The sequence below is a fragment of the Hydrogenibacillus sp. N12 genome (genome assembly GCF_019645935.1).
Classification (GTDB): Bacteria; Bacillota; Bacilli; order Thermicanales; family DSM-22653; genus Hydrogenibacillus; species Hydrogenibacillus schlegelii.
Map to the genome: position 1 here is coordinate 2084992 of NZ_CP080953.1, position 20554 is coordinate 2105545.

A 20554-nucleotide genomic window follows, 5' to 3' on the forward strand; every position below is an offset into this window, starting at 1 on the left:
GAAATCTCCAGCCCCGAAGCCTGCCGATTTTCCCTTTTCGCTAAAGCAAGCGCTCTCACCCCCCGCTGCCTATCCTTCGTCATCGAGAATCTTATCAGATATCCAATAACATGTCAACATAAAATAAATGCGCTCATTTTTAAGAAACAATAAAACGGAAGGCGCGCCGATCTCGCCCTTCCGGCCGATCGGCGGCCGGATCCGGCTCGGGCGCGCGCTTCCGCAAAAAAACACGGATCGAAACCTGACGGCATTAATGAAAATACATCCCGCCGTCCACGATTAAAGTCTGGCCGGTGATGAAGCGGGCGTCGTCCGAAGCCAGAAAGACGACCGCATCGGCAAAATCGCCGATTTCCTGCGGGCGCTGAATCGCCTGGTTTTTAAGCAGGTCATGCCGGCGTTCGCCGGCGTCCGGCATGTTCTCCAGCACCCCGGGAGTCGGCAGAAAGCCCGGAGCAATGCAGTTTACGGTAATGTTGTACGGCCCGAGCTCCCGGGCCATCACCCGCGCCAGGCCCATCAAGGCGCCTTTGGAAGCGACATAATCCGCCTGTCCGGGCGGCGCATAAAAATACGTCCGCGAAGCGATCATGATGATCCGCCCGCCCCCCTGCCGCTGCATATGCGGGAAGACCGCCCGGGACATCCAAAAACTGCCAAGCAGGTTCACCGAGAGCACCTGGGCCCATTCTTCCGGCCTGATTTCATAAAAGGGGCGCACCCGCGGGATCACGGCGGCGTTGTTCACCAGCACATCGATGCGCCCGCCTTGGGCCGCGGCGGCCACCGCCCGTTCGACCGCCTCCGGATCGGCCACGTCGCACGGGGAGGCTTCGACCGCATACCCGAGCCGCTTCAGCCGTTCGGCCGTCTCGCGAAGCAGGTCTTCCCGCTTGTCGAGAAGGACAAGCGACGCGCCCTCCCGGCCGAAGGCCTCGGCGATTCCCGCGCCGATGCCCCTGGCCGCACCGGTGATGATCGCCCGCTTCTCCTTCAGGCGCGGCATGATTCCCCTTCCCTTCCTCCGGGATCTCCTGACGAGGCCCGCCCCGATCGGAAGCGCCCTCAGATTTCCCCGCGCAAAAAGGCGCCGACCACCCGGTGAAACGCGTCCTTATGTTCAATCTGGATCCAGTGGCTGCACCGCCCCAGGAGATAGAGCCGCGCATTCGGGAGATGCCGAACCAGGTGCAGGCTCGTCTCGTAAGGGACGATGTGGTCTTCACGACCGTGGGCGATCAGCACCGGATGGGGGATCCGCCGGAGCGCCGATTCGGGGACGACGAGATCGTCCACATGCCGCTGCCTCGGCGCCGGGAACATCGCCTCGTAGCTCCGCCGTACTTCCGGCCTGAGCGCCGCCTGAAGACGGCTTTTCGAAATCTCTTCCAGGCGGTCGGCGATGAAGCCTTCGTCATAGGCGAACCAGCGAATAACGCTTTGCATCGTTCCTTCCGTCGGGTCGTCGTAAAAGCCCCAGATGCGGTCCAGCTCCGGCGTGATCGGAAACGGCGCGCCGGCCGGACCCATGAGCACGACCCGCTCAAAACGATGCGGCGCTTCCATCAAGAGATGAAGGGCCACCGCGCCGCCGAGGGAGTTGCCGACGAGATGCGCGCGTTCAATGGAGAGCACGTCAAGAAGATCCAGAAGTTGCCGCACCCACAGCCGAATCCATGCGCGCACGCCGGTCGGCGGTGGGTCGGGATGGGTGCTCTCGCCAAACCCGATGAGATCCGGCGCCAGGGCCGAGTAGGTCGCGCCGAATTCGGCGAGGGCATACTGCCAGTTCGAAAAAGCGGTCGCCCCCGGCCCCGAGCCGTGGATCATGAGGATCGCCTCTTTTCCGTTCCCGGCGCGATTGAGATGCGTCTCGAAGGCCCCGGTTTTGATCTTCAGCGTCTCCATCGGCATCCCGGTTCCCGGCCCGGAAATCCGCCGGCGTCGCCCTGGCGCTCAGGCCGGTGCGCCCTCCGGACGACCGGATCGCCTTCCGGACCGGGCCTCACCTCCTTGACCAAAGGGGTAAAAGGAGATCTGTGAATAAAATATCAAATATGGGATTGCCGGTCAAACGGTGTTTAAGGCGAAAGGACGAAGGAATTTTGTTGTGACTTCCTCCCTACCCCTAAAGGGGTAGGGCTTCCTTGCGGCAGGACATCCTGCCGGGTTACACCGGAGGCTTTTCGCCTCCGGAGGGGACCGTCACTTAGGTCCCGACTACGTCAGGTACCGGGTTTAAGCCCCGGCCCTTGACGATACATGCACGTACCGGTTGTAGCGCTTATCCCAGCGCCAGTGCCGGATCACACGGACGGGCACCGGCGCCGGAAGATCGATGCGGTCGCCCGTGAGCCGGCGTTTCAGCAAATTCCCCGCGCCGTTCAGATCCGCCTGAAGCGAAAACCCGCACCGCTCACAACGCCAGAACCCACGATGGCGTCTCGACGCCGGGTGATGGTGGCCGCAGGCGTAGCAGGTGGATGACGTGTGTTTTTCCGTGAGAAACTCCGTCCAAATCCCACGCATGAGGTTTTTGTACACCTGCTGGGAGCCGAGGCGATCGTAGGCCATCTGGTTGATCTTCTGGCTGGCCTTCTTCCCTATCATCCTGGCTCTGGCAGAGCGGCGCAGGCCGGTCAGATCGCCGAGGACGGCGACGGCGATGCCTTCTTTACGGTCGAGTTCGGCCAGCGCTTTCGTCAGGGCGTGCTCCATGTGCCGGATCCGGCGATCGAGCTTCTCCAGGACCCGGGCTTTGGCCGCCTGAAGCCGGCGAAAGCGCCGCGACCCTTCCCTGAGGCGGCTCAGCTTCGCCTGAAATTCCGCCAGTACCTTGTTGCGGTACTGGACGAGGGCCAGAAGTTCGCGGCCGACGAAAAGATCCAGCACACCGGCGGAGGTCGCCCGGGCGACCAGCGCGCTGTTGTAGTCGTAAGCGGAGACGGGACCTTCCTGCGGACGAACCGGCACGACTCCGAGATCGAAGGTCACGTGGAGGATGAGGTTTTCCACCTTCCGGCGACGGACGATCGCCTTCACCTTGACCTCGATCGGAGTCCCGGTCACACTTCGTCCATCCGGCAGGACGATGACGTTCCATCCCGCAGGCAGCGGAACCGAAACGGGATCTTTTCCCCGCGACCGCTTCAGCACAAGGCCATCTTCCCCGGCTTTAAACCCTTGCTTTTTCCAGGTCACGGTCCGAAGGTGTTTCTTCGGTTTGAAATCAGGCGGTCGCATTTCATCGTGACCGTTTTCCCGGTGCTTCCGGTAGCTGGAGACGGCTTCGAAGTATTCTTCCACGACCGCCTGAGCCGACTGGGAGTGGAGTTCCTTCCAGACCTGGAAGAACTTGAACTTCGCCTTCAGCTCTCCTTCGTTTGGCCACCGGTTTTCCTTTTCCCGGATCTCCCGCGAATGCCAGACACACGAATTCCAGATCCGGTTGGCCGCCTGCATGATCGGTTCGAACTCCGGCAGGCGGTCGGGTCCGAGTGGAAACTGCCGGGTGAGAAGCAGTCGATCGGGATGGGAGGCGGAACTCCAGGCCACACCTTTCACCTCCTTTCAGTCCAAGACGAGGATACCGATATTCGCACAAATGTTCAAGCGCCGCTTTCATCCCGCCCCCTGAAGGAGGCGGGTCTTCCCGCGGCGTACTATAATGGATCGACGCAGGTTCGAAACGCAGGTTCGAAAGGAGGCGACACGGTGGCACAAGCGCGACTTGAATTTCGCGGGATTCCGCTGAGCACGCATCGCGCTTACATGCAAAAGCTCGGCTTTCGGCCGTGCTCGCCGTCCGCCCCTTCTCCGGAATCCGTCGCTTTGCCGGAAGGGACGGACGCGGCGCCCGACCGCCTCCCTGCTTCAACGGCTCCCTCGCAAGATCGTGCGGCCGGCACCGAGCGGCACTGCCGCGACGATGGGGCGGCGATTGCCGTCCGGGAGGTGCGGACGCTCACGGTGACCGCCGCGTGGTCCATCGACGTCGTCGTCCTCGACTTTGAAGCGCCCGACGCCGAGACGCTCGATGAAGTGCTTCGGGCGTACCGCCTTCAGACCATGCTGTCCGGGGCGCCCTAGCATGCCGACCGGGATATCACCGATTCCACCGGGGAACCCGTCGGCGCCTTTTCGCGCTTTTCCCCGGCCTTCCCGCCGTGCCGTCGCCCCGTGCGGGCCGCCCGCGGCACGGCCTCCTCGCGCGAAGGTCGCGCCGCGGCTTCCCGCCGAATTCAGGCGTTTTTGAACCCTACGTTTAACGCACGAGACCGGCGGCAGCTTCGACGCGTTTGAGGATGGCCGTCCAATCCTCCTCGGCAAGGCCATTGGCGGCCGCCTCCCGATACCGGTCGAGAAGAAGCGCTGCTAGGGGAAGCGGCGCGAGGGCTTCATCGGCCGCCCTGGCGATGAGGCGGACGTCCTTGAGCCCGAGCCGAAGCTGAAAACCCGGCGGATCAAACCGCCGTTCAAGCAGGATGCGGCCGTAATTGTCGTAGACCGGCGAGCGGAAAAAGGCCGTCAGGACTTCGTAAAACGCTTCCCGCGACACGCCGAGCTTGTCCACGAACACGTACGCTTCCGAAAGGGCTTCCAGCATGCTGGCGATGAGGAAATTCCCCCCGAGCTTGACGGCATGGGCGAGATGAGGTTCATCGCCAACGTCAAAGATCGCTTCGCCGAGTCGCGCCAGGAAAGGCCGCACCGCCTCCTTGGCCGCCGGCGGTCCGGCGACGACGATGCGGAGCTTCGCCGCCTGAGCGGCATCCGGCCGGCCGAACACCGGTGCCGCCACGAACCTTTGACCCCGAGCCGCATGCCGTTCGACAAGCGAACGGGAAAAGGAGACGCTGAGCGTGCTCATCGCCACGTGGATGCCGCCTTCCGGAAGGCCCTCGAGAATCGCCGGCAGGACGGCTTCCGTCGCCGCGTCGTCGGCGAGCATGGTAAAAACGATGCCGGCCGACGCCGCTTCGGCCGGTGAGGCGGCAAGCCGAAACGTCCCCTCCGGCGCTTCTTTGGGCGATCGATTCCAGGCGACGACGGGGATGCCCGCCTTGACGAGGTGGGTGGCCATCGGAAGCCCCATCCGGCCCAGGCCGATCCATCCGACGGCCCGGCGCGGATCGGCGGCATTCGCATGGGAACGGGTCATGCTGATCCTGGTTCGTAAAACCTACCTGAACTTCATTTCAGGCAGGGACCCCTCCGAACCAGGCGTTCACCTCCTTTCGGAAATCGGGGTCTGGGCCCGGGCGTCCCACCCGGTGTGCTCACGGGAAGGTCTTCCTTCCCCGTCCCCCGGTCTCGTCTGCACGGCCGGTCGGAGTGCGTTGCACCCGCAGAACGGAGGGGGCCGGGGGAGAGGCGGCGAAACCCGCCGCCGCAAGCACCGATCTGTCAGATTCGCCCTACCGGGTTTGTCCGAACACCCGGCGAAACGGGGTTACCGGAAGGCCAAAGCAAGCGTTTTGAGGTCGCGCCAGCAGGAGAAGAAACTTTCCTGCTGCCGGCGGGCAAGCCCGTTGTGCCGGTGAAGCTTCGTCTCCAGCGCCTGAAGCGCGGCTTCGACCTTCCGGGTCATCCCGGTTCCTTCCCTCGGCAAGAGATTCCCCGTCGGTTTCCGCCGTTCTTTCACCCGAAGCACGAAGTCCCGAACCTCGCGCGTGATGCGCTCCCTAAAACCCATGGCCCGCCTGCCGATGACCAGGGCCGCCGCACCGTGAACGGGAACGCCGTATTTCTTTTCGTACTTGAGCCGGCCGATGGTGGAGGTGTGCTGGGGCGGAACGGGTTTGTACCCCACGTTCTCTTTGACCGCCCGCCGCATCAACGCCTGAAGGACCATCGCATAAGGAAACTGGGCGGCCATCCGGTTGAACGTTTTTCCCCGGTCCAGCCTCCCCTGATCGAAACTCAGCGTTTCCATCGCCAGAGGCTTCCCCAACGCTTTGGCGACGTCCACGACCACCTTGGCCAGGACGCCGATGAGATACCGGCGCCGAAATCCCGAAGCGTAGGCGAGTTCAGGGACCCGGAGATACAGAAAGCCCGACGGATACAGGATGATTTGAAACTCCCCGTCGTATTTGCCCAGGTTCTTCGGATGGGGAATCCGGAATCTCTTCGGCCACGGTTCGGGAAGACCGCGGGAAGAGACGTTGGCGAGCCCCACGCCGTCGGGGTTGATGTCGACGGCCAGGACGCCGCACGAAAAATCCGGCGCCGGTTGATCGTCCAGTTCCAGCGCGATGTGAACGCGAAAGCGTCCGTCCAGGCCCCGGATCAGTTCTACGGTGTACGCCCGCTTTTCGGCGAGCCACCCGAGAAGGCGCGCCCGGTGCTTCTCGGGAATCCAGAGTCGCCCAAGGACGCGGGGCGCCCGGCGCATGATCGGTCGCCCTAGGGCGTCCACACCGGTCGGCTCCGACAGATGAGAAATCGTGACGGCCATGCGGAATGCATGCCCGTCGAAGGTGATCTTCAGGTTGGGGTTGCCGCCTTTGGTGCGGTCCCCGCGGGCGTAAAGCCGATTTTTTCGGGCCGCCCGCCATTCGTCCCGGGTGGCCTTTCCCTTGCAGACGTTCCGCCAGAGCTTTCTTCCTCCAAAGATCACGGGCGGGACGGTTCCGTTTTCTTTGTGTTCTTTTAACTCCCTTAACTTCTTTTCCAGCGCCGAGACGCGGGCCTGCTTTCCATGGACGGTCCGATCGAGCGCCCGGAGTTCCTCTTTCGAGAGGCCGTTCTTTTCGGCCCGGCTCCGTTTCTCCATGGCCCAGCCGAGTTTCTTTCTCGCCCGCCGAAGCTTCGCTTCGGTCGTGTCGATCTTAAGCTCCAGAAGTTCTTTCTGCGCATCGATCATGCCCTGCGCCTTCAGGCGGGCATCGTCGACGTAGCGGGAGTTGAGGCCGAAAAGATCCTGGCCGTGCTTTTTGATTTCCGTGCGGGGAACTCCCTTCAAAATCCGCCTGTAAGACCACCGGAGACAGGCGGAGAAAAGCCGCATCTCGGTGGTCAGGGGATCTTCTTCGCCCCGGGCCCACTTCCCGGACCGAAAGGCCGGGTAAACTTCGGGAAAGAATTCCCCGACGATCGTGAAGCTATTCTTCGCGGACACGCCGCATCAGCTCCTGAAAGCCCCGGCGGATTTTCCTTCCCCCTCGGGCGCCGTCGATCCGGGCGGAAAAAGACGTGACGACAGCCAGAAGATCCTGAACGAGCTCCGCGTGCGCCTCTTCCGGTTCTTTCGGCGAGATCACTTCGATTTCTACGCCGCAGAACTTCAGGTGCCGTTCGAGGTAATCAAAGCCAAACCGTGCCAGGCGGTCGGGAGATTCGATGAGAAGTCGTTTGAACTCGCCCTGTTCGGCCGCCTTAAGCATTCGGTCCAATCCGCGGCGCTTCTGATTCAGGCCGGAGGCCACGTCCGTGTATTCGGCCGCCACCCGGTATCCTTTCTCACCGGCGTAAGCCCGAAGCCTTTCCAGTTGCCGCTCGAGGTTTCCCGCTTCGGCCTCTTTTTTCGTCGAGACCCGGGCATAGAGAGCGACCGCATCGGCTTCTGTTTCGTTCATCCCTCCTGCCTTCAGGATGCGGTCGATTTCTTCTGTCGGGTATCTTCGGTGGCCGCTCGGAAGCCGAATCGGTCGGATGAGCCCTTTTTTCTCCCACTCCCGGAGACGGTTGGGGTGCACGCCGAGCTTTTTCGCCGCTTCGCGGATGGATAGAAGTTCCATGTTTTTATGGTATAAAGACAGTGAATTTCAGTCAAGAAAAGGGTGTTTATTCGTGACTGCTACGAACCTCCTTGCCCTCCGATCGGCTCCGCGCCGGAACCGATCGGGATTTCGCTTTGAATCTTTGCAGCGCCCTTTTAAACGACCGCCTGCCGAGCCTTGACCCGCACGAGCGTCACGAGGATGAACGACACCGCCAGAGACGCGCTCAGAAAGTACAGCCCTGCTGCGTTCGCGCCCGTCAGGGTTTTGAGATACCCGACCGCGTACGGGCCGACGAAGCCGCCGAGGTTGCCGATCGAGTTGATGACGGCGATGCCGACGGGCGCCGCCTCGGCGCTTAAGAACTGGTTCGCAAACGACCAGAACGGCCCGAAGAAGCTGTAGATGCCGACGGTCGCCACCGTGAGCATCACGAGCGCCCCGAACGGCTCCGGCCAGAAACCGGAAAAGAAGAGCCCGACCGCGCCGACGAGGGCCGGAAGCGCCGTGTGCCACTTCCGTTCGCCGAGGCGGTCGCTCCGGCGGGACCAGAGGAGCATCGCCGCGCCGCCGAAGACATACGGGACGACGACGATCAGGCCCACGGTCGTGTTCGACACCTGCGCCTTGGCCATCACCTCGGCGATTCCTTTGGTGATCGTCGGCAGCCAGAAACCGATGCCGTACAGGCCGATGACGAGCGTAAAATAGATCAGCGAAAAATGCCACACCGTCCTGTCGCGAAAGGCCGTCCACGTCGACGCCGGCGGCTTCGCCGCCGCCTCCTCCCGGAGCGCCCCGACGAGCCACGCTTTTTCCTCGGCGGCGAGCCAGTCGGCCTGCTCCGGCCGGTCCGTGAGAACCTGAAGCGTCATCAGGCCGAGCACGACCGCCGGAATCCCTTCCAGAATGAACATCCAGCGCCAGCCGGCCCACCCGAACCAGTGAACGTGATCGATGATCCAGGTCGACACCGGCGCCCCGATGATATTGGAGACCGGAAGCGCCGACATGAAGAGGGCAACCGCCCGGGCCCGGTCCCGATCCCGGAACCAGTAGGTGAGGTACAGGATGATGCCGGGGAAAAAGCCCGCCTCGGCCAGGCCGAGGAGAAACCGCAGGGCGTACAGCTGCCACGTGTTCGCCACCCAAGCGGTGGCGATCACGACGAGCCCCCAGCTGATGAGGATGCGGGCGATCCACACCCGGGCCCCCAGCCGATGCAGCAGGACGTTGCTCGGCACTTCAAACAAAAAATACCCGATGAAAAAAATCCCCGCGGCCAGCCCGAACGCCTCCGCGGCGATGCCGAGATCGGCGTTCATTTCCAAGGCGGCATATCCGAGGTTCACCCGGTCAAGATACGCGATGATGTACAGAACGAACAAAAACGGCAAAATCCTCCGCGACACCTTGCGCACCGTCGTCCGCTCCAGATCATCCCTGCGCCCCGTCGACGTCGCCATCTTCCCGCTCCCCTTTTCGATGGATTGATCCCGGCGGCGCGCCCCGGTCTGCCCCTCCGCGCAGGCGGGCGATCCCTTCCTGGCACACACCGTACGAAAGCCACGAACAGCCGGCGCACAGTTCGTCAAGATCCTCCGGCCGCACCCGCTCCCGCGTCCTACGGATGAGCTCCGCTTTCTCGTACACCCTCCCCGGCACAAGGTCGAGCCGCGCTAGCACCCGGTCGTCGATCCCGAGGACGTGCGCCTCCGACGTCGGCGACGCCTCACACGTCGTCTCGCCGTGGTGCGGGCAGCTCAAGCACGCCGTATCGAGGCCGCGGACGACCCGCACCGGAAGGGGCGCCGAATTCCGCATCGCCGCGACGATGCGCGCCATCGTCGCGACGAATTCCGCGCTGTAGCCCATCCCCTGAAACCCGTGGATGCAGAGAAGATGGTGCGCCCGCAGGACGAGCGGCGCCTTCCCGCCGACCGGCCGATCCATTTCCTCCCCCTCTCCAAACTCGGATTTTTTATATTATAGTACGCCGCGGAAAGACCCGCCTCCTTCAGGGGACGGAATGAAAGCGGCGTCTATACACGTATTGTCAAGGTCCGGGGCGTAAGCCCGGCACCCTGACGCAGTCGGGACTCCAGTGACGGTCCCCTCCGAAGGCAAAGAGCCTTCGGGGCTCCAAGCTAAAAAGTGGGGTGGCCCAAGCAGGAAAAAGGCGGTCAGAGCGCTCATGGGATCGTCACCAACACCATCCCCCATCCCAAGGAGGCTCCGACCGCCTGTGAAACCGTCCATGGACACGCGCACGGTCTTCAAGGCCGGATCATCGATCGCCTGGTGCAAAATAAGCAGAGCGTCGACGGGGGGAATCAAGGGCCGGCCTCTCTCCGGATTCGGCCGCGGCGGGTCCGCGCAAAAACGAAGCAGACCTCAGCGAGCGTCCGGCGAAAGCGCCGGCCACGACCCGCCGGGCTCCGGAACGGGGCGCAGTTTCACGGGGTCAAGGAAGAGCTGCGAGACCGCTCCCGGGCCGCCTCCCGGGAGGAAGCCAAGGCAATTTTGGACCGGATCCGCTTTGAGGCAGGGGGGCAGAGACGCGGCGCTCCTGCCGCAGGGCCGAACGCTTGAGCGCCGGAAGAACGAAATCCTTGCCGATCCCCCCTGGCGGGCGTTGAACGGCGACACCGAGGGCGTGCACCCGAAGATCAAACCGAAGATGCTTTTGGCCCTTTGTTCCCTTCGCTCATCGGATCGCCCGGTCACACTTTTTGACATGGAGCCAAAATACGGATTGATCTTTGTCACTTTCTCAAGTAAAATATACCCATGAAACTCAGCGAATGGGCCAGAAAACGCGGCATCACCTACAAGACGGCGTGGCGCTGGGTCAAAGAGGGCAAAATGCCCGTGCCGTTCGAAATCACCCCCTCGGGCACGATCCTCGTCCACGAACCCGAAGCGCCGAAAGCTGGCATCGTCGCCCTTTACGCCCGGGTGTCGTCTTCCGACCAAAAGGCCGATCTCGAACGACAGGTGGTGAGGCTTCTGGAGTTTGCCAATGCCCAGGGCCTTTCGGTCGGAAAGACGGTCAAGGAGATCGGGTCCGGTCTGAACGGCAAGCGGAGGGAGCTCATCAAGCTCCTCTCCGACCCGAACGTCACGACGATCGTCGTCGAACACCGAGACCGGCTCACTCCCGTTGGTTTTGAATTCCTCGAAGCCGCCCTTCGGGCGCAAGGCCGAAGAGTCCTGGTGGTGGAAGAAGAAGAAAAAGAGAACGCCGACGACCTGGTGCGCGACATGACCGAGGTGCTCACGTCCCTCGCCGCACGATGGTACGGCAAGCGTTCCGCGAGACGCCGGGCAAAAAGGGCGCTGGAGGCGCTCCAGCGTGAAGATCCATAGAGCCTCCCGGTACGAACCGGATCCCGACGACCGGCAGCGCGTTCTCCTCGCGAAGCATGCCGAAGCGGCCCGCTTCGCCCACAACCGTCGAAGACGTGCCGCGCCTGCGGGCATGTTCTTTCCGATCTTCCGCTTTCCGTCCGGGCGTGGACGTATCCGGCGTGCGGCGCGCACCGCAACCGGGACGAGAATGGGACGAAGAACCGGCTCAGGTTCGACCTGGCCGTAGGTGAATGCGGTCCTCCCGTGAGTTCCGCGGAAAGTGACGCCTGTGGAGTCGGGCTCTGCGGCGAAACGCGGCTGACTCCGGCCGCGGTCTACGCGCATCCCGTCGAGGATGCCGGAAGCAACCGCGACCTTTGTCCATGAGTTGCGGAACGGAGAAAGTCACACGCGTTTCAACCCCACTGATGAGAACAGAAAGGAGCCTGCCCCATGCCCGATTCCGTCTGCCACACTCCCGGGCCGGATACGGTCCGAATCGCCGTCATCACCGTGAGTGACACCCGAACGCCGGAGACGGACAGAAGCGGCGCCCGCATCCGCGAACTGGCGGCAGCCCGCGGTTTTCCCGTCGTCTCCTATGCCATCGTTCCCGACGAGCCCGATCGCATCGACGCCGCCTTGACGGCGGCCCTCGATCACCCGGACGTCGAAGCCGTCGTCCTAAGCGGCGGCACCGGCATCTCGGCCCGGGACACGACGGTCGAAGTCGTCTCCCGCCGCCTCGAGAAGGAGCTGGACGGGTTCGGAGAGCTTTTTCGCATGCTGAGCTATCACGACATCGGCTCCGCGGCCATGCTCTCCCGGGCGATCGGCGGCATCGCCGCCGGGAAACCCGTCTTCGCCCTCCCCGGATCGACCAAGGCGGTCGCCCTCGGGATGGAAAAGCTCATCCTGCCGGAACTTCCGCACCTCATCGGCGAACTCCGCAAACACCGGCAGAAAACGCCTTAAAAGCGAAACCGTCGTACCAGGCCCTTTCTTTTTTTTGAACGTGCGGGTAGGATATAAGGGGAAGAAAGTTAGGGATACCGGCATACGCCTCCGACAGCGGGCCGAGCCCCCTCCAGGCACCGCCGCTCGGCGCGGCCGTTCGGAGGCCGGTGCCCCTGCTTCGACGGATCAGCACGATAGAAAAGAAAGGGTGAACGCCATGGAGCGTTCGCGCGAAGCGACGATCTACGACGAGAAGGTCAAAAATCGCCTGAAGCGCATCGAAGGCCAGGCCCGGGGCATCCTCCGCATGATGGAAGAGGCGCGAAGCTGCGGTGAGGTCGTCCACCAGCTTTCGGCCATGCGCGCCGCCGTCGACCGGGCGATCGCCTACGTCATCGCCAACTACATGGAGCAGTGCATCCGGGAACAGGTGATCAAGGGCGAGGACACCGAGCAGAAGATCCAGGAAGCGATCCAGCTCCTCACCAAATCCCGCTGAGCGCCTCCGGTGCGCCGGCCGAGGCGACGGAAATGAGGGCCCCGGCCTTTCGGCCGTGCGGGAAAAACGTCCGTCGCCAGCGCCCGAATCGAAAAAAGCGCCGCCCAGGGCGGCGCTTTTTGCATTTCTTCCGTTGCGGCGCCGGATCTTCGGCGCCGAATCGCCCGGCGCCCTCCGAACGCTCGAGCGTTCGTGAGCCTCCTCGCCGGCGAAGGCGGCCGGATCCGGGCCGACGGCGTTCTCAGGCATGACGGCGGCCTCCGCCGGCAACCCCTCGGACGCGCGTTTCTTACAACCGCTCATAGGCCGGCAGCGTCAAAAATTCGACGAAATCGTCCCGGAGCACCAGGTCGAGGAAGAGATCTTTCGCCTCGCCGTACCGGCCGGATTGAAACCGCTCCTCGCCGACCATCGCCCGGATCTTCGCCATTTCTTCGTCGATGAGGGTCCGGACGAGCGCCTCCGTTACCTTGCGGCCGTCGTCCAGCACCCCTTTCGGGTGGTGGATCCACTGCCACACCTGCGCCCGGGCGATCTCCGCCGTCGCTGCATCTTCCATCAGGTTGAAGATCGCCACCGCCCCCCGGCCGCCGAGCCAAGCTTCGATGTACTGGACGGCGACGCTGATGTTGTTCCGAAGCCCCGTTTCGGTGATCGACCCTTCCGGCACGGCGAGGAGGTCGGCCGCCGTCACCTGGACGTCGTCCCGTCGCCGGTGGACCTGGTTCGGGGCCGGCATGTGCCGGTCGAACACCTCCATCGCCACCGGAACGAGCGCCGGATGGGCGACCCACGTCCCGTCGTGGCCGTCGGTCACCTCCCGCTCCTTGTCGAGGCGAACCTGCTCGAGCGCCCGGGCGTTCGCTTCCGGGTCGTCCTTGACCGGGATGAACGCCGACATCCCGCCGATGGCAAACGCCCCCCGCCGGTGGGCGACCTTGATCGTGTGGAGCGTGTACGCCCGCATGAACGGCACCGTCATCGTTACCTGGGCCCGGTCCGGCAGGATGACCTCCGGCCGGTTCCGGAGCCGCTTGATGTAGCTGAAGATGTAGTCCCACCGGCCGCAGTTCATGCCGACGGCGTGTTCCCGAAGTTCGTAGAGGATTTCGTCCAGCTCGAACGTCGCGAGGATCGTCTCGATGAGGACCGTCGCCTTGATCGTCCCCCGGGCGAGGCCGAGGGCGTCCTCGGCGTAGTTGAACACGTCGTTCCACAGGCGCGCCTCAAGGTGCGACTCGAGCTTGGGCAGATAAAAATACGGCCCGCTCCCCCGTCGGAGAAGTTCGTGGGCGTTATGGAACACGTACAGGCCGAAGTCCACCAGCGCCCCGGAGGCCGGCCGACCGTCGACGAGGAGGTGCTTTTCCGGCAGGTGCCAGCCTCGGGGCCGGGCAATGAGGACGGCCACCTTCTCGTTCAGGCGGTACGCCTTCCCTTCCGGCGACACGAAATCGATCTCACGCCGGATGGCGTCCCGAAGGTTGATCTGCCCCTGGATGACGTTTTCCCACGTCGGCGCGTTCGCATCCTCGAAGTCGGCCATGAACACCTTGGCGCCGGAGTTCAAGGCGTTGACGACCATCTTCCGGTCGCTCGCCGGGCCGGTGATCTCCACCCGCCGGTCCTGAAGATCCGCCGGGATCGGCCCGACGGTCCACGCGCTTTCCCGGATCTCCCGCGTCTCCGGGAGAAAATCCGGCAGCTTCCCGGCGTCGATCTCCGCCTGGCGCTCCTCCCGGCGCTTCATGAGCTCAAGCCGCCGGCCGCCGAATCGCCGCTCCAGCTCGGCGACGAAGGTCAGCGCCTCCGGCGTCAGGATCTCTGCGAAGGCCGCCGTCACCGGGCCGCGGATCTCGACCCCGTCCGGAGCCGCGATCGCCCCGTTCCGCGCTTCCGACATCCGCCTCACCCTTTCTCCCCCATCTCGCCACGGCGCCGTACGCCGTCCGACGGCCGCAGCGGGCGACGCGCCGCTCAGGCGGCCTCCCTCACCGCGACCCTTCGATCGTTGCGATCGCCGCCGTCGTTCCTCAATGCGGAACGATGTTCCGCATTCATCCTTATGGTATCATCGTTTCGGCGGAAACGGAAGAACCCGCGGCGATGACGCGGCGTGCAATCTTATTCACGACAGTTCAAATCGATATTTCGCCCCGGGAAAGGAGCTCTGTCGATGGAGTCGCCCATCAAATCGCTCGAGCGGGCGATGCGGCTTGCGGAAGCGGTCGCCGAGGCCAAAGACGGCGTCGGCGTCGCCGATCTCGCCCGCCGGCTCGCCCTGCCGAAGACGACCGTCCACCGCCTGCTTTCCGCCTTCGTCGAACTCGGCTACATGGAAAAAGACGAAGCGCACGGCCGCTATCGCCTGACCGCAAAGTGGCTAAGCCTCGTGACGCGCTTTCTCGCCGATCTCGACGTGCGGCAGGTGGCCCGCCGGGAGCTCGAAGCCCTTGCCGAGGAGACCGGCGAGGTGATCCACCTCGTCGTCCTGAACGAAGGGGAAGCGGTCTACATCGACAAAGTCGAAGGGCGCCAGACGATCCGGATGCACAGCCGCATCGGCCATCGGGCGCCCCTCCACTGCACCGCCGCCGGGAAAACGCTCCTCGCCCACCAGCCGCCCGAGCGGCGAGACGCCATCCTCCGGCGGCACGGCCTGCCCCGCCACACCCCCCGCACGATCACCGACGAGGCGACCCTCATCCGGCACCTCGCCGACATCCGGGCCCGGGGCGTCGCCTTCGACCACGAGGAAAACGAACCGGGCATCACCTGCGTCGCGGCGCCGATCTTCGACCACACCGGCGCCATCGTCGCCGCCCTCTCCATCTCGGGCCCGACGGAACGGATGACCCCCCGCCTTCCGGCGCTGGCGGAACGGGCACGGGCGGCCGGCGCCGCCATCTCCGCCCGCCTCGGGCACCCGGACGCTTCTTCGGCCCCGCCCCCCGCCGAAAAAGGCGTTAAGGCCGGTACGGCACCTGCATCCACGGAAAGACGTACGCCTGAAGCAGGACGAGAAGGCCCATAAGCGTCGCCAGCGCCACGCTGTGCCAGAACACGTGCCGGAAGATCGTCCCGACGTTCGCCAACCCTTCTTCCTGCGTCTCGTACGTCGCCACCGTCGCGACGACGATGCTCTGGGCGTCGATCATCTTCCCCATCACGCCGCCGGTGCTGTTGGAGGCGACGATGAGCACCGGGTTGAGCCCGAGCTGTTCGGCGGTGATCCGCTGCAGGCTGCCGAACATCGCGTTGGAAGCGGTATCGCTTCCGGTGAGAAAGACGCCAAGCCAGCCGAGCATTGCGGCAAAGAAGGGATAAATCGCACCCGTTTTCGTGAAGGCGAGGCCGAGGATCGCGTCCATGCCGGCATAACGCGTCGTAAAGCCGAGGCCGACGACGGTCGCGATCACCGGAATCGGCACCTTCATGCGAGCGACCGTGCGGAAAAATGCTTCTTTCCACTGAGCGGCCGTTAGCCGAAGCACAAAAAGGCCAGAGATGAGGGCGGCGATGAGGATGCCCGTTCCGGCGGCCGAAAGCCAGGCCAGCGTATAGACGGCCGCCTCCGCTTGCGGTTCCCCGCCAGGCGCCACAGGCGGCGTCCGGTACACGATGCCGTGAAGATAGGGCATGGGCCACTTCGGCGCCGACAGACCGTTCAGCCAGGCCTTCACGCCGGGAAGCCCCCAGAGGAATACGGCGACAGCAAGAAGCGCCCACGGCGCCCACGCCCGAAGAACCGCGCGGGGGGTAAGGCCGGCAGAAGAAGATCGGTCGTGGGCCCGGCTTTCGGTGGCGGCGCTTTCCACCCGGGCCGGATCGCTCCCGCGAGGGGCCGGATCGCCGGTCCAACCGAAGCGGCGATTGACTTCTTCATGGGTCAAGACGTGTTTCGGGTGCCAGATTTTCAAAAAGAGAGCCGTCGCCGCCAGGCTGACAACGCCGCTCACGATGTCGACGAGCATCACGTTTCCGGCCTGCGAAAGCCCATACTGGACGAGGGCAAACGATAGGCCGTTGACGAGCGTGGCAGGCCAAACCTCAAAAAACTCCCGCACCGTTCCTCGATCGAGGACGACCAGGGTCGCAATCATCCAAAAGGGGATGAGGATCGAGAAAAAAGGAAGTTGCCTTCCGGCCATCATCGTGAGCAGATGTTCCGGAAGGCCGCTTACGGCCGACAGGGTAATGATCGGCGTTCCGATCGCTCCCCAGGCGACCGGCGCGGTGTTGGCGATGAGGGCGATGACGGCGGCAACGAGCGGCCGAAAGCCGAGGCCAGCCAGGATCGCCCCGGCGACCGCCACCGGCGTGCCAAAACCCGCCGCCCCCTCCATGAACGCGCCGAAGCTGAAAGCGATCAAAAGCGCCTGCAGGCGCCGGTCTTCCGTGATGCCGGCGATGCTTCGGCGGAGGACGTCAAAGGCTCCGCTGACAAGAGTCATATTATACAGAAAAATGGCCGCAAATACGATCCAGCCGATCGGCAGAAGGCCGGTCAGAGCGCCATAGACAAAAGCGCTGATCGCCGTCGGCGCGGGCATGCCCATGACCGTGACGGCCAGAACGATCGCCACTGCCGCGGCCGCCGCCGCCGCATACGGTGCATAAATCCCGAACTGACGCCGTCCAAGCGCGTCCCGGCGCGGATGAAGCGCCAGCAAATACAGGAGCACGAGAATCGGCAGCGCGGCCACGACGGTCGACAGGACCCCGTTGCGGAGCGGGTCGTAATTTTGAAAATAAACAAGAGACATCGTCCATCGACACCCCCTTGGCTCAGATCGGTGCCAGCTCCCGGAATACATTAGTAAAAATTTTCGAACCCATGACTCATGGCGTCTCCGTCGCGTTTTGGCGCATTCGGAAACAAGCAACCGCTTTCAAAAGGAGGCGGGCGGGCGGATTGCCCGCTCCGCGCTCTCACCTTTCCCATGAGGCCGCCTTCACCTCGCCGCAGCGTCCCGGCGTCGGAATGAGCTTGGCGGCGTTGAGAAGCCCCTTCGGATCGAAGGCCGCCCGGACGGCCCGCATCGCCTCGAGTTCCGGCGGGTCGAACATGAAGCACATCGCCTCCCGTTTCTCGATGCCGACGCCGTGTTCGCCGGTGATCGACCCGCCGACCTCGACGCACACCCGAAGCGCCTCCAGGCCCGCCGCTTCCGCCCGCTCCGCTTCTCCCGGTACCCGCCCGTCGTACAGGATGAGCGGGTGGAGGTTGCCGTCGCCGGCGTGAAACACGTTGGCGATGCGAAGGCCGTATTTTTCCCCGATCGCCCGGATCCGCCGCAGCACTTCCGGCAGCGTGCTGAGGGGAATCACCCCGTCCTGAACGAGGTAATTTGGCGAGATCGCCCCCATGGCGGCGAAGGCCGTCTTCCGGTTGTCCCACCAGAGCCGCCGCTCCGCCTCGCTTTCGGCGACCTTGACCGACCGCACGCCGTTTTTCCGGCAGACGGCGACGATCCGTTCCATCTCGGCGTCGAGGCCCGCCTCGACGCCGTCCACCTCGATGAGGAGGAGCGCCTCGACATCCGGCGGATGCCCCGCCGGCTTTTTCCCCCGCTCCACCCCTTCGATGGCGACGGCGTCCATCATTTCGAGGGCGGCGGGAACGATCCCGGCGGCCATGATGTCCGCCACCGTCCGGCTGGCGGCGTCGACCGTATCGAAATAGGCGAGGGCCGTCCGCCGGCCTTCCGGAAGCGGCAAAAGCCGGACGGTGAGTTCGGTGACGATGCCGAGGGTCCCCTCGGAACCCGTCCAGAGGCCGACGAGGTCCGGCCCCGGGGTTCCGGGCGGACCGCCGAGGTCGACGACCTCCCCGTCCGGAAGGACGACCCGGAGGGCGAGGACGTGGTTCGTCGTCACGCCGTACTTGAGGCAGTGGGCGCCGCCGGCGTTTTCCCCGACGTTGCCGCCGACCGTGCACGCGTACTGGCTGGAGGGATCCGGCGCGAAGTAGAGCCCCTCCGACGCCACCGCCTGAGAGAGGCGGAGGTTGACGACCCCCGGCTGAACGACCGCCAGCCGGTTGACCGGATCGACGTGAAGGATCCGCTTCATCCGGGCGAGGCTTAAGACGACCTCTCCGTTCAGCGGGACGGCGCCCCCGCTTAAGCCCGTTCCGGCACCCCGCGGAAGATACGGGATCCCGGCGTCGTAGAGGAGGCGGACGACCGCCGCCACCTCTTCCGTCGTCGCCGGAAGCACGACCGCCCGGGGAGGACGGCAGATGAGCGTCTGACCGTCGCAGGCGTAGGCGAGAAGCGACGCCGGATCTTCCAGGAAGAACCGCTCCCCGACGATCGACCGGATCGCCGCCGCCACCGCCCGGGGAAGGGGCGGCGGAAAGTTCTCCTCTGGCCCGGGAAGAGCGGCGCCTTCGCGGCGCCGGGCATCCGCCGCGACCCGGGATTCGATCATGGCGCCTCCTCCTTTCCGTGGGTTTCGGCGCGGTAAGCCCGATCGAGCAGCGCGACGGTATGCACCACTTCCGTCCGTCGCCCGGCCTCCAGCAGGCCGGACGCGATCTGCAGCATGCAGCCGGGATTGCCCATCGCCACCGCCTCCGCTTCGGCCGGCACGTTGGCCACCTTGCGGCGGAGAAGCGCCTCCGCCATCTCCGGGTGGGTGAGGTTGTAGATGCCGGCGCTTCCACAGCAGTGGTCCGCCTCCGGCATCTCGACGAGGCGAAGGCCGGGGATGCTCCGAAGGAGCGCCCGGGGCGCCTCGCGAATCCCCTGAGCGTGGGCGAGATGGCAGGCCTCGTGATAGGTCACCGTCGCCTCGACGCGCCCCGTCGGCGTCCGAAAACCGAAACGGACGAGGAATTCGCTGACGTCGTAAACTTTTTCGGCAAACGCTTCCGCCCGCTCCCGCTCCGGATCCTCGGCCAGCAGATGGCCGTATTCTTTCAGCGCCGCCCCGCAGCCGGCGGCGTTGACGACGATCGCGTCGACGTCCCGGGAGAGAAAGGCCTCGAGGTTGGCCCGGGCGAGCGCCTTTCCCGTCTCCCGATCGCCGGCGTGGACGTGGAGGGCGCCGCAGCACCGCTGGTCCTTCGGGATGACGACGTCGTAGCCGTTTTCCCGGAGGACCCGCACCGTCGCTTCGTTGACGTCCGCATACCAGACGTCCATGACGCAGCCGGTGAACACCCCGACCCGCTTCGGCCGCTTGAATTCCGGCCTGAACGCCGGAGGCGCGGCGGGCGCGGAAGCGGCCGCGGCGAGGGAGACCGGCGGGCGCGCCTCGGATCCCGATCGGGGGGCGGCCGCGACCGCCGCTTCGGCCCGCGCCGCCGCAGACGGTCGAAGCGCCGGCAGCGCTTCCGGATACCGCCGGCGGACGGAGCGGCGGACGGCCGGAAGCGCCCGCTCCAGCTTCCGAAGATGGGGCGGCAAGAGCTTCGTCAGGCGAAGGGCCCGGGCCGCTCGGGCCAGACCGCTTCGCTGGTACAGGCGAAGGAGCGCCGCCGCCCGGTCGAGGCACCTCGGATGGGGAATGAGGCCGCGAAGGAGCGTCGCCTCGACGAAGCGCCGGAACCCCCGCGACGGCATCGCCCGGACGACCTGCCCGCGAGCCGCTTCGATCAGCCGGCCGACCGGCACGCCGGACGGACAGGCCGTCTCGCAGGCCCGGCAGTCGAGGCACTGAAAGACGGCCTCGTAAAGGCCCGCGTCGAGGGGAAGGCGTCCTTCCGCCGCCTGGCGGATGAGAAACACCCGCCCCCGCGGCGAATGGAGCTCCTCGCCGCGCTCGAGATACGTCGGGCACACGTCGAGACACAGGCCGCAGTGGACGCAAAGTTCATAATCCGGCGCCTGCGGCGGATCCGGATACGGAAACCCCGGAGAGCGCCGGCCGGCACGGTCCGTTCCCGGCCGGCCCCCCGCCTCCGCCTCGGCTGCTTCGATTTCTCGCGCCATCCTGCCGCCCCTCCTTCCGGTCCTATTTCTCAACCGCCCCGGGCGCCGGTGGGCCACCGAACGCTTCGAACGGGCCCGGG

At 64.9% G+C, this 20554-nt stretch carries 17 protein-coding genes and 1 pseudogene; 6 read left to right on the forward strand and 12 right to left on the reverse strand.

Annotated elements, in window-relative coordinates:
* Positions 1-253: 253 nt before the first annotated feature.
* The 3 genes from K2M58_RS09760 to K2M58_RS09770 all read right to left on the reverse strand — a co-directional run bounded on the left by K2M58_RS09760 (position 254) and on the right by K2M58_RS09770 (position 3558).
* Positions 254-1009, reverse strand: coding sequence for an SDR family NAD(P)-dependent oxidoreductase (locus tag K2M58_RS09760; protein WP_220677392.1), 756 nt, complete (start codon positions 1007-1009; stop codon positions 254-256).
* A gap of 59 nt (positions 1010-1068) precedes the next feature.
* A complete protein-coding gene (locus K2M58_RS09765) occupies positions 1069-1917 on the reverse strand; it encodes an alpha/beta fold hydrolase (RefSeq protein ID WP_220677393.1) in 849 nt (282 codons plus the stop codon).
* 324 nt (positions 1918-2241) lie between these two features.
* Positions 2242-3558 (reverse strand): RNA-guided endonuclease InsQ/TnpB family protein, encoded by a 1317-nt coding sequence (locus K2M58_RS09770; protein ID WP_220677394.1) that lies wholly within the window; start codon positions 3556-3558, stop codon positions 2242-2244.
* 159 nt (positions 3559-3717) lie between these two features.
* Here K2M58_RS09770 and K2M58_RS09775 point away from each other — a divergent pair, with 159 nt between their 5' ends.
* A complete protein-coding gene (locus K2M58_RS09775; RefSeq protein ID WP_220677395.1) occupies positions 3718-4092 on the forward strand; it encodes a hypothetical protein in 375 nt (124 codons plus the stop codon).
* 175 nt (positions 4093-4267) lie between these two features.
* Here the strand turns inward: K2M58_RS09775 and K2M58_RS09780 are convergent, their stop codons facing one another.
* From K2M58_RS09780 to K2M58_RS09800, 5 genes are all read right to left on the reverse strand, one after another.
* Complete coding sequence (locus tag K2M58_RS09780; protein ID WP_220677396.1) at positions 4268-5164, reverse strand: NAD(P)-dependent oxidoreductase; 897 nt, start codon at positions 5162-5164, stop codon at positions 4268-4270.
* A gap of 291 nt (positions 5165-5455) precedes the next feature.
* Complete coding sequence (locus K2M58_RS09785; protein WP_220677397.1) at positions 5456-7126, reverse strand: transposase; 1671 nt, start codon at positions 7124-7126, stop codon at positions 5456-5458.
* Positions 7110-7745: an IS607 family transposase gene (locus K2M58_RS09790; protein WP_220677398.1), complete on the reverse strand. Its 636-nt coding sequence runs from the start codon at positions 7743-7745 to the stop codon at positions 7110-7112. Before K2M58_RS09790 ends, K2M58_RS09785 begins: the two co-directional genes overlap by 17 nt.
* 137 nt (positions 7746-7882) lie before the next feature.
* Positions 7883-9193, reverse strand: coding sequence for an MFS transporter (locus tag K2M58_RS09795; RefSeq protein ID WP_220677399.1), 1311 nt, complete (start codon positions 9191-9193; stop codon positions 7883-7885).
* Positions 9165-9680, reverse strand: coding sequence for a DUF1284 domain-containing protein (locus K2M58_RS09800; protein ID WP_220677400.1), 516 nt, complete (start codon positions 9678-9680; stop codon positions 9165-9167). Before K2M58_RS09800 ends, K2M58_RS09795 begins: the two co-directional genes overlap by 29 nt.
* 837 nt (positions 9681-10517) lie before the next feature.
* Between K2M58_RS09800 and K2M58_RS09805 the strand changes: the two genes are divergently transcribed.
* The 4 genes and pseudogenes from K2M58_RS09805 (at position 10518) to K2M58_RS09820 (ending at position 12534) form a co-directional block, all read left to right on the forward strand.
* On the forward strand, positions 10518-11096 hold the full coding sequence (locus K2M58_RS09805) for an IS607 family transposase (RefSeq protein ID WP_066201930.1): 579 nt from the start codon (positions 10518-10520) through the stop codon (positions 11094-11096).
* 99 nt (positions 11097-11195) lie between these two features.
* A pseudogene (locus K2M58_RS09810) lies at positions 11196-11465 on the forward strand (hypothetical protein); the annotation flags it as partial.
* A 66-nt stretch (positions 11466-11531) separates the two neighbouring features.
* Complete coding sequence (locus K2M58_RS09815; RefSeq protein ID WP_066201927.1) at positions 11532-12053, forward strand: MogA/MoaB family molybdenum cofactor biosynthesis protein; 522 nt, start codon at positions 11532-11534, stop codon at positions 12051-12053.
* 199 nt (positions 12054-12252) lie between these two features.
* Positions 12253-12534: a metal-sensitive transcriptional regulator gene (locus K2M58_RS09820; RefSeq protein WP_066201922.1), complete on the forward strand. Its 282-nt coding sequence runs from the start codon at positions 12253-12255 to the stop codon at positions 12532-12534.
* A gap of 289 nt (positions 12535-12823) precedes the next feature.
* Here the strand turns inward: K2M58_RS09820 and aceB are convergent, their stop codons facing one another.
* Positions 12824-14437, reverse strand: a complete 1614-nt coding sequence (gene aceB / locus K2M58_RS09825) for a malate synthase A (protein WP_220677401.1) — start codon at positions 14435-14437, stop codon at positions 12824-12826.
* A 273-nt stretch (positions 14438-14710) separates the two neighbouring features.
* Here aceB and K2M58_RS09830 point away from each other — a divergent pair, with 273 nt between their 5' ends.
* Positions 14711-15568, forward strand: coding sequence for an IclR family transcriptional regulator (locus K2M58_RS09830; RefSeq protein WP_220677402.1), 858 nt, complete (start codon positions 14711-14713; stop codon positions 15566-15568).
* Here the strand turns inward: K2M58_RS09830 and K2M58_RS09835 are convergent.
* The 3 genes from K2M58_RS09835 to K2M58_RS09845 all read right to left on the reverse strand — a co-directional run bounded on the left by K2M58_RS09835 (position 15501) and on the right by K2M58_RS09845 (position 20474).
* Positions 15501-17300, reverse strand: a complete 1800-nt coding sequence (locus K2M58_RS09835) for an L-lactate permease (RefSeq protein ID WP_220677403.1) — start codon at positions 17298-17300, stop codon at positions 15501-15503. The two genes, K2M58_RS09830 and K2M58_RS09835, sit on opposite strands and share 68 nt — an antisense overlap.
* A gap of 166 nt (positions 17301-17466) precedes the next feature.
* Positions 17467-18969, reverse strand: a complete 1503-nt coding sequence (locus K2M58_RS09840; protein ID WP_220677404.1) for an FAD-binding oxidoreductase — start codon at positions 18967-18969, stop codon at positions 17467-17469.
* Positions 18966-20474 (reverse strand): (Fe-S)-binding protein, encoded by a 1509-nt coding sequence (locus K2M58_RS09845; protein WP_220678883.1) that lies wholly within the window; start codon positions 20472-20474, stop codon positions 18966-18968. Before K2M58_RS09845 ends, K2M58_RS09840 begins: the two co-directional genes overlap by 4 nt.
* Between the last annotated feature and the right edge of the window lie 80 nt (positions 20475-20554).

Bases quoted from the DNA above. Each gene is read 5' to 3' on its own strand.
- K2M58_RS09760 (WP_220677392.1), bottom strand. From the start codon at position 1,009: ATGCCGCGCCTGAAGGAGAAGCGGGCGATCATCACCGGTGCGGCCAGG.
- K2M58_RS09765 (WP_220677393.1), bottom strand. From the start codon at position 1,917: ATGCCGATGGAGACGCTGAAGATCAAAACCGGGGCCTTCGAGACGCAT.
- K2M58_RS09780 (WP_220677396.1), bottom strand. From the start codon at position 5,164: ATGACCCGTTCCCATGCGAATGCCGCCGATCCGCGCCGGGCCGTCGGA.
- K2M58_RS09790 (WP_220677398.1), bottom strand. From the start codon at position 7,745: ATGGAACTTCTATCCATCCGCGAAGCGGCGAAAAAGCTCGGCGTGCAC.
- K2M58_RS09795 (WP_220677399.1), bottom strand. From the start codon at position 9,193: ATGGCGACGTCGACGGGGCGCAGGGATGATCTGGAGCGGACGACGGTG.
- K2M58_RS09800 (WP_220677400.1), bottom strand. From the start codon at position 9,680: ATGGATCGGCCGGTCGGCGGGAAGGCGCCGCTCGTCCTGCGGGCGCAC.
- K2M58_RS09805 (WP_066201930.1), top strand. From the start codon at position 10,518: ATGAAACTCAGCGAATGGGCCAGAAAACGCGGCATCACCTACAAGACG.
- K2M58_RS09815 (WP_066201927.1), top strand. From the start codon at position 11,532: ATGCCCGATTCCGTCTGCCACACTCCCGGGCCGGATACGGTCCGAATC.
- K2M58_RS09820 (WP_066201922.1), top strand. From the start codon at position 12,253: ATGGAGCGTTCGCGCGAAGCGACGATCTACGACGAGAAGGTCAAAAAT.
- aceB (WP_220677401.1), bottom strand. From the start codon at position 14,437: ATGTCGGAAGCGCGGAACGGGGCGATCGCGGCTCCGGACGGGGTCGAG.
- K2M58_RS09830 (WP_220677402.1), top strand. From the start codon at position 14,711: ATGGAGTCGCCCATCAAATCGCTCGAGCGGGCGATGCGGCTTGCGGAA.
- K2M58_RS09835 (WP_220677403.1), bottom strand. From the start codon at position 17,300: ATGTCTCTTGTTTATTTTCAAAATTACGACCCGCTCCGCAACGGGGTC.
- K2M58_RS09840 (WP_220677404.1), bottom strand. From the start codon at position 18,969: ATGATCGAATCCCGGGTCGCGGCGGATGCCCGGCGCCGCGAAGGCGCC.
- K2M58_RS09845 (WP_220678883.1), bottom strand. From the start codon at position 20,474: ATGGCGCGAGAAATCGAAGCAGCCGAGGCGGAGGCGGGGGGCCGGCCG.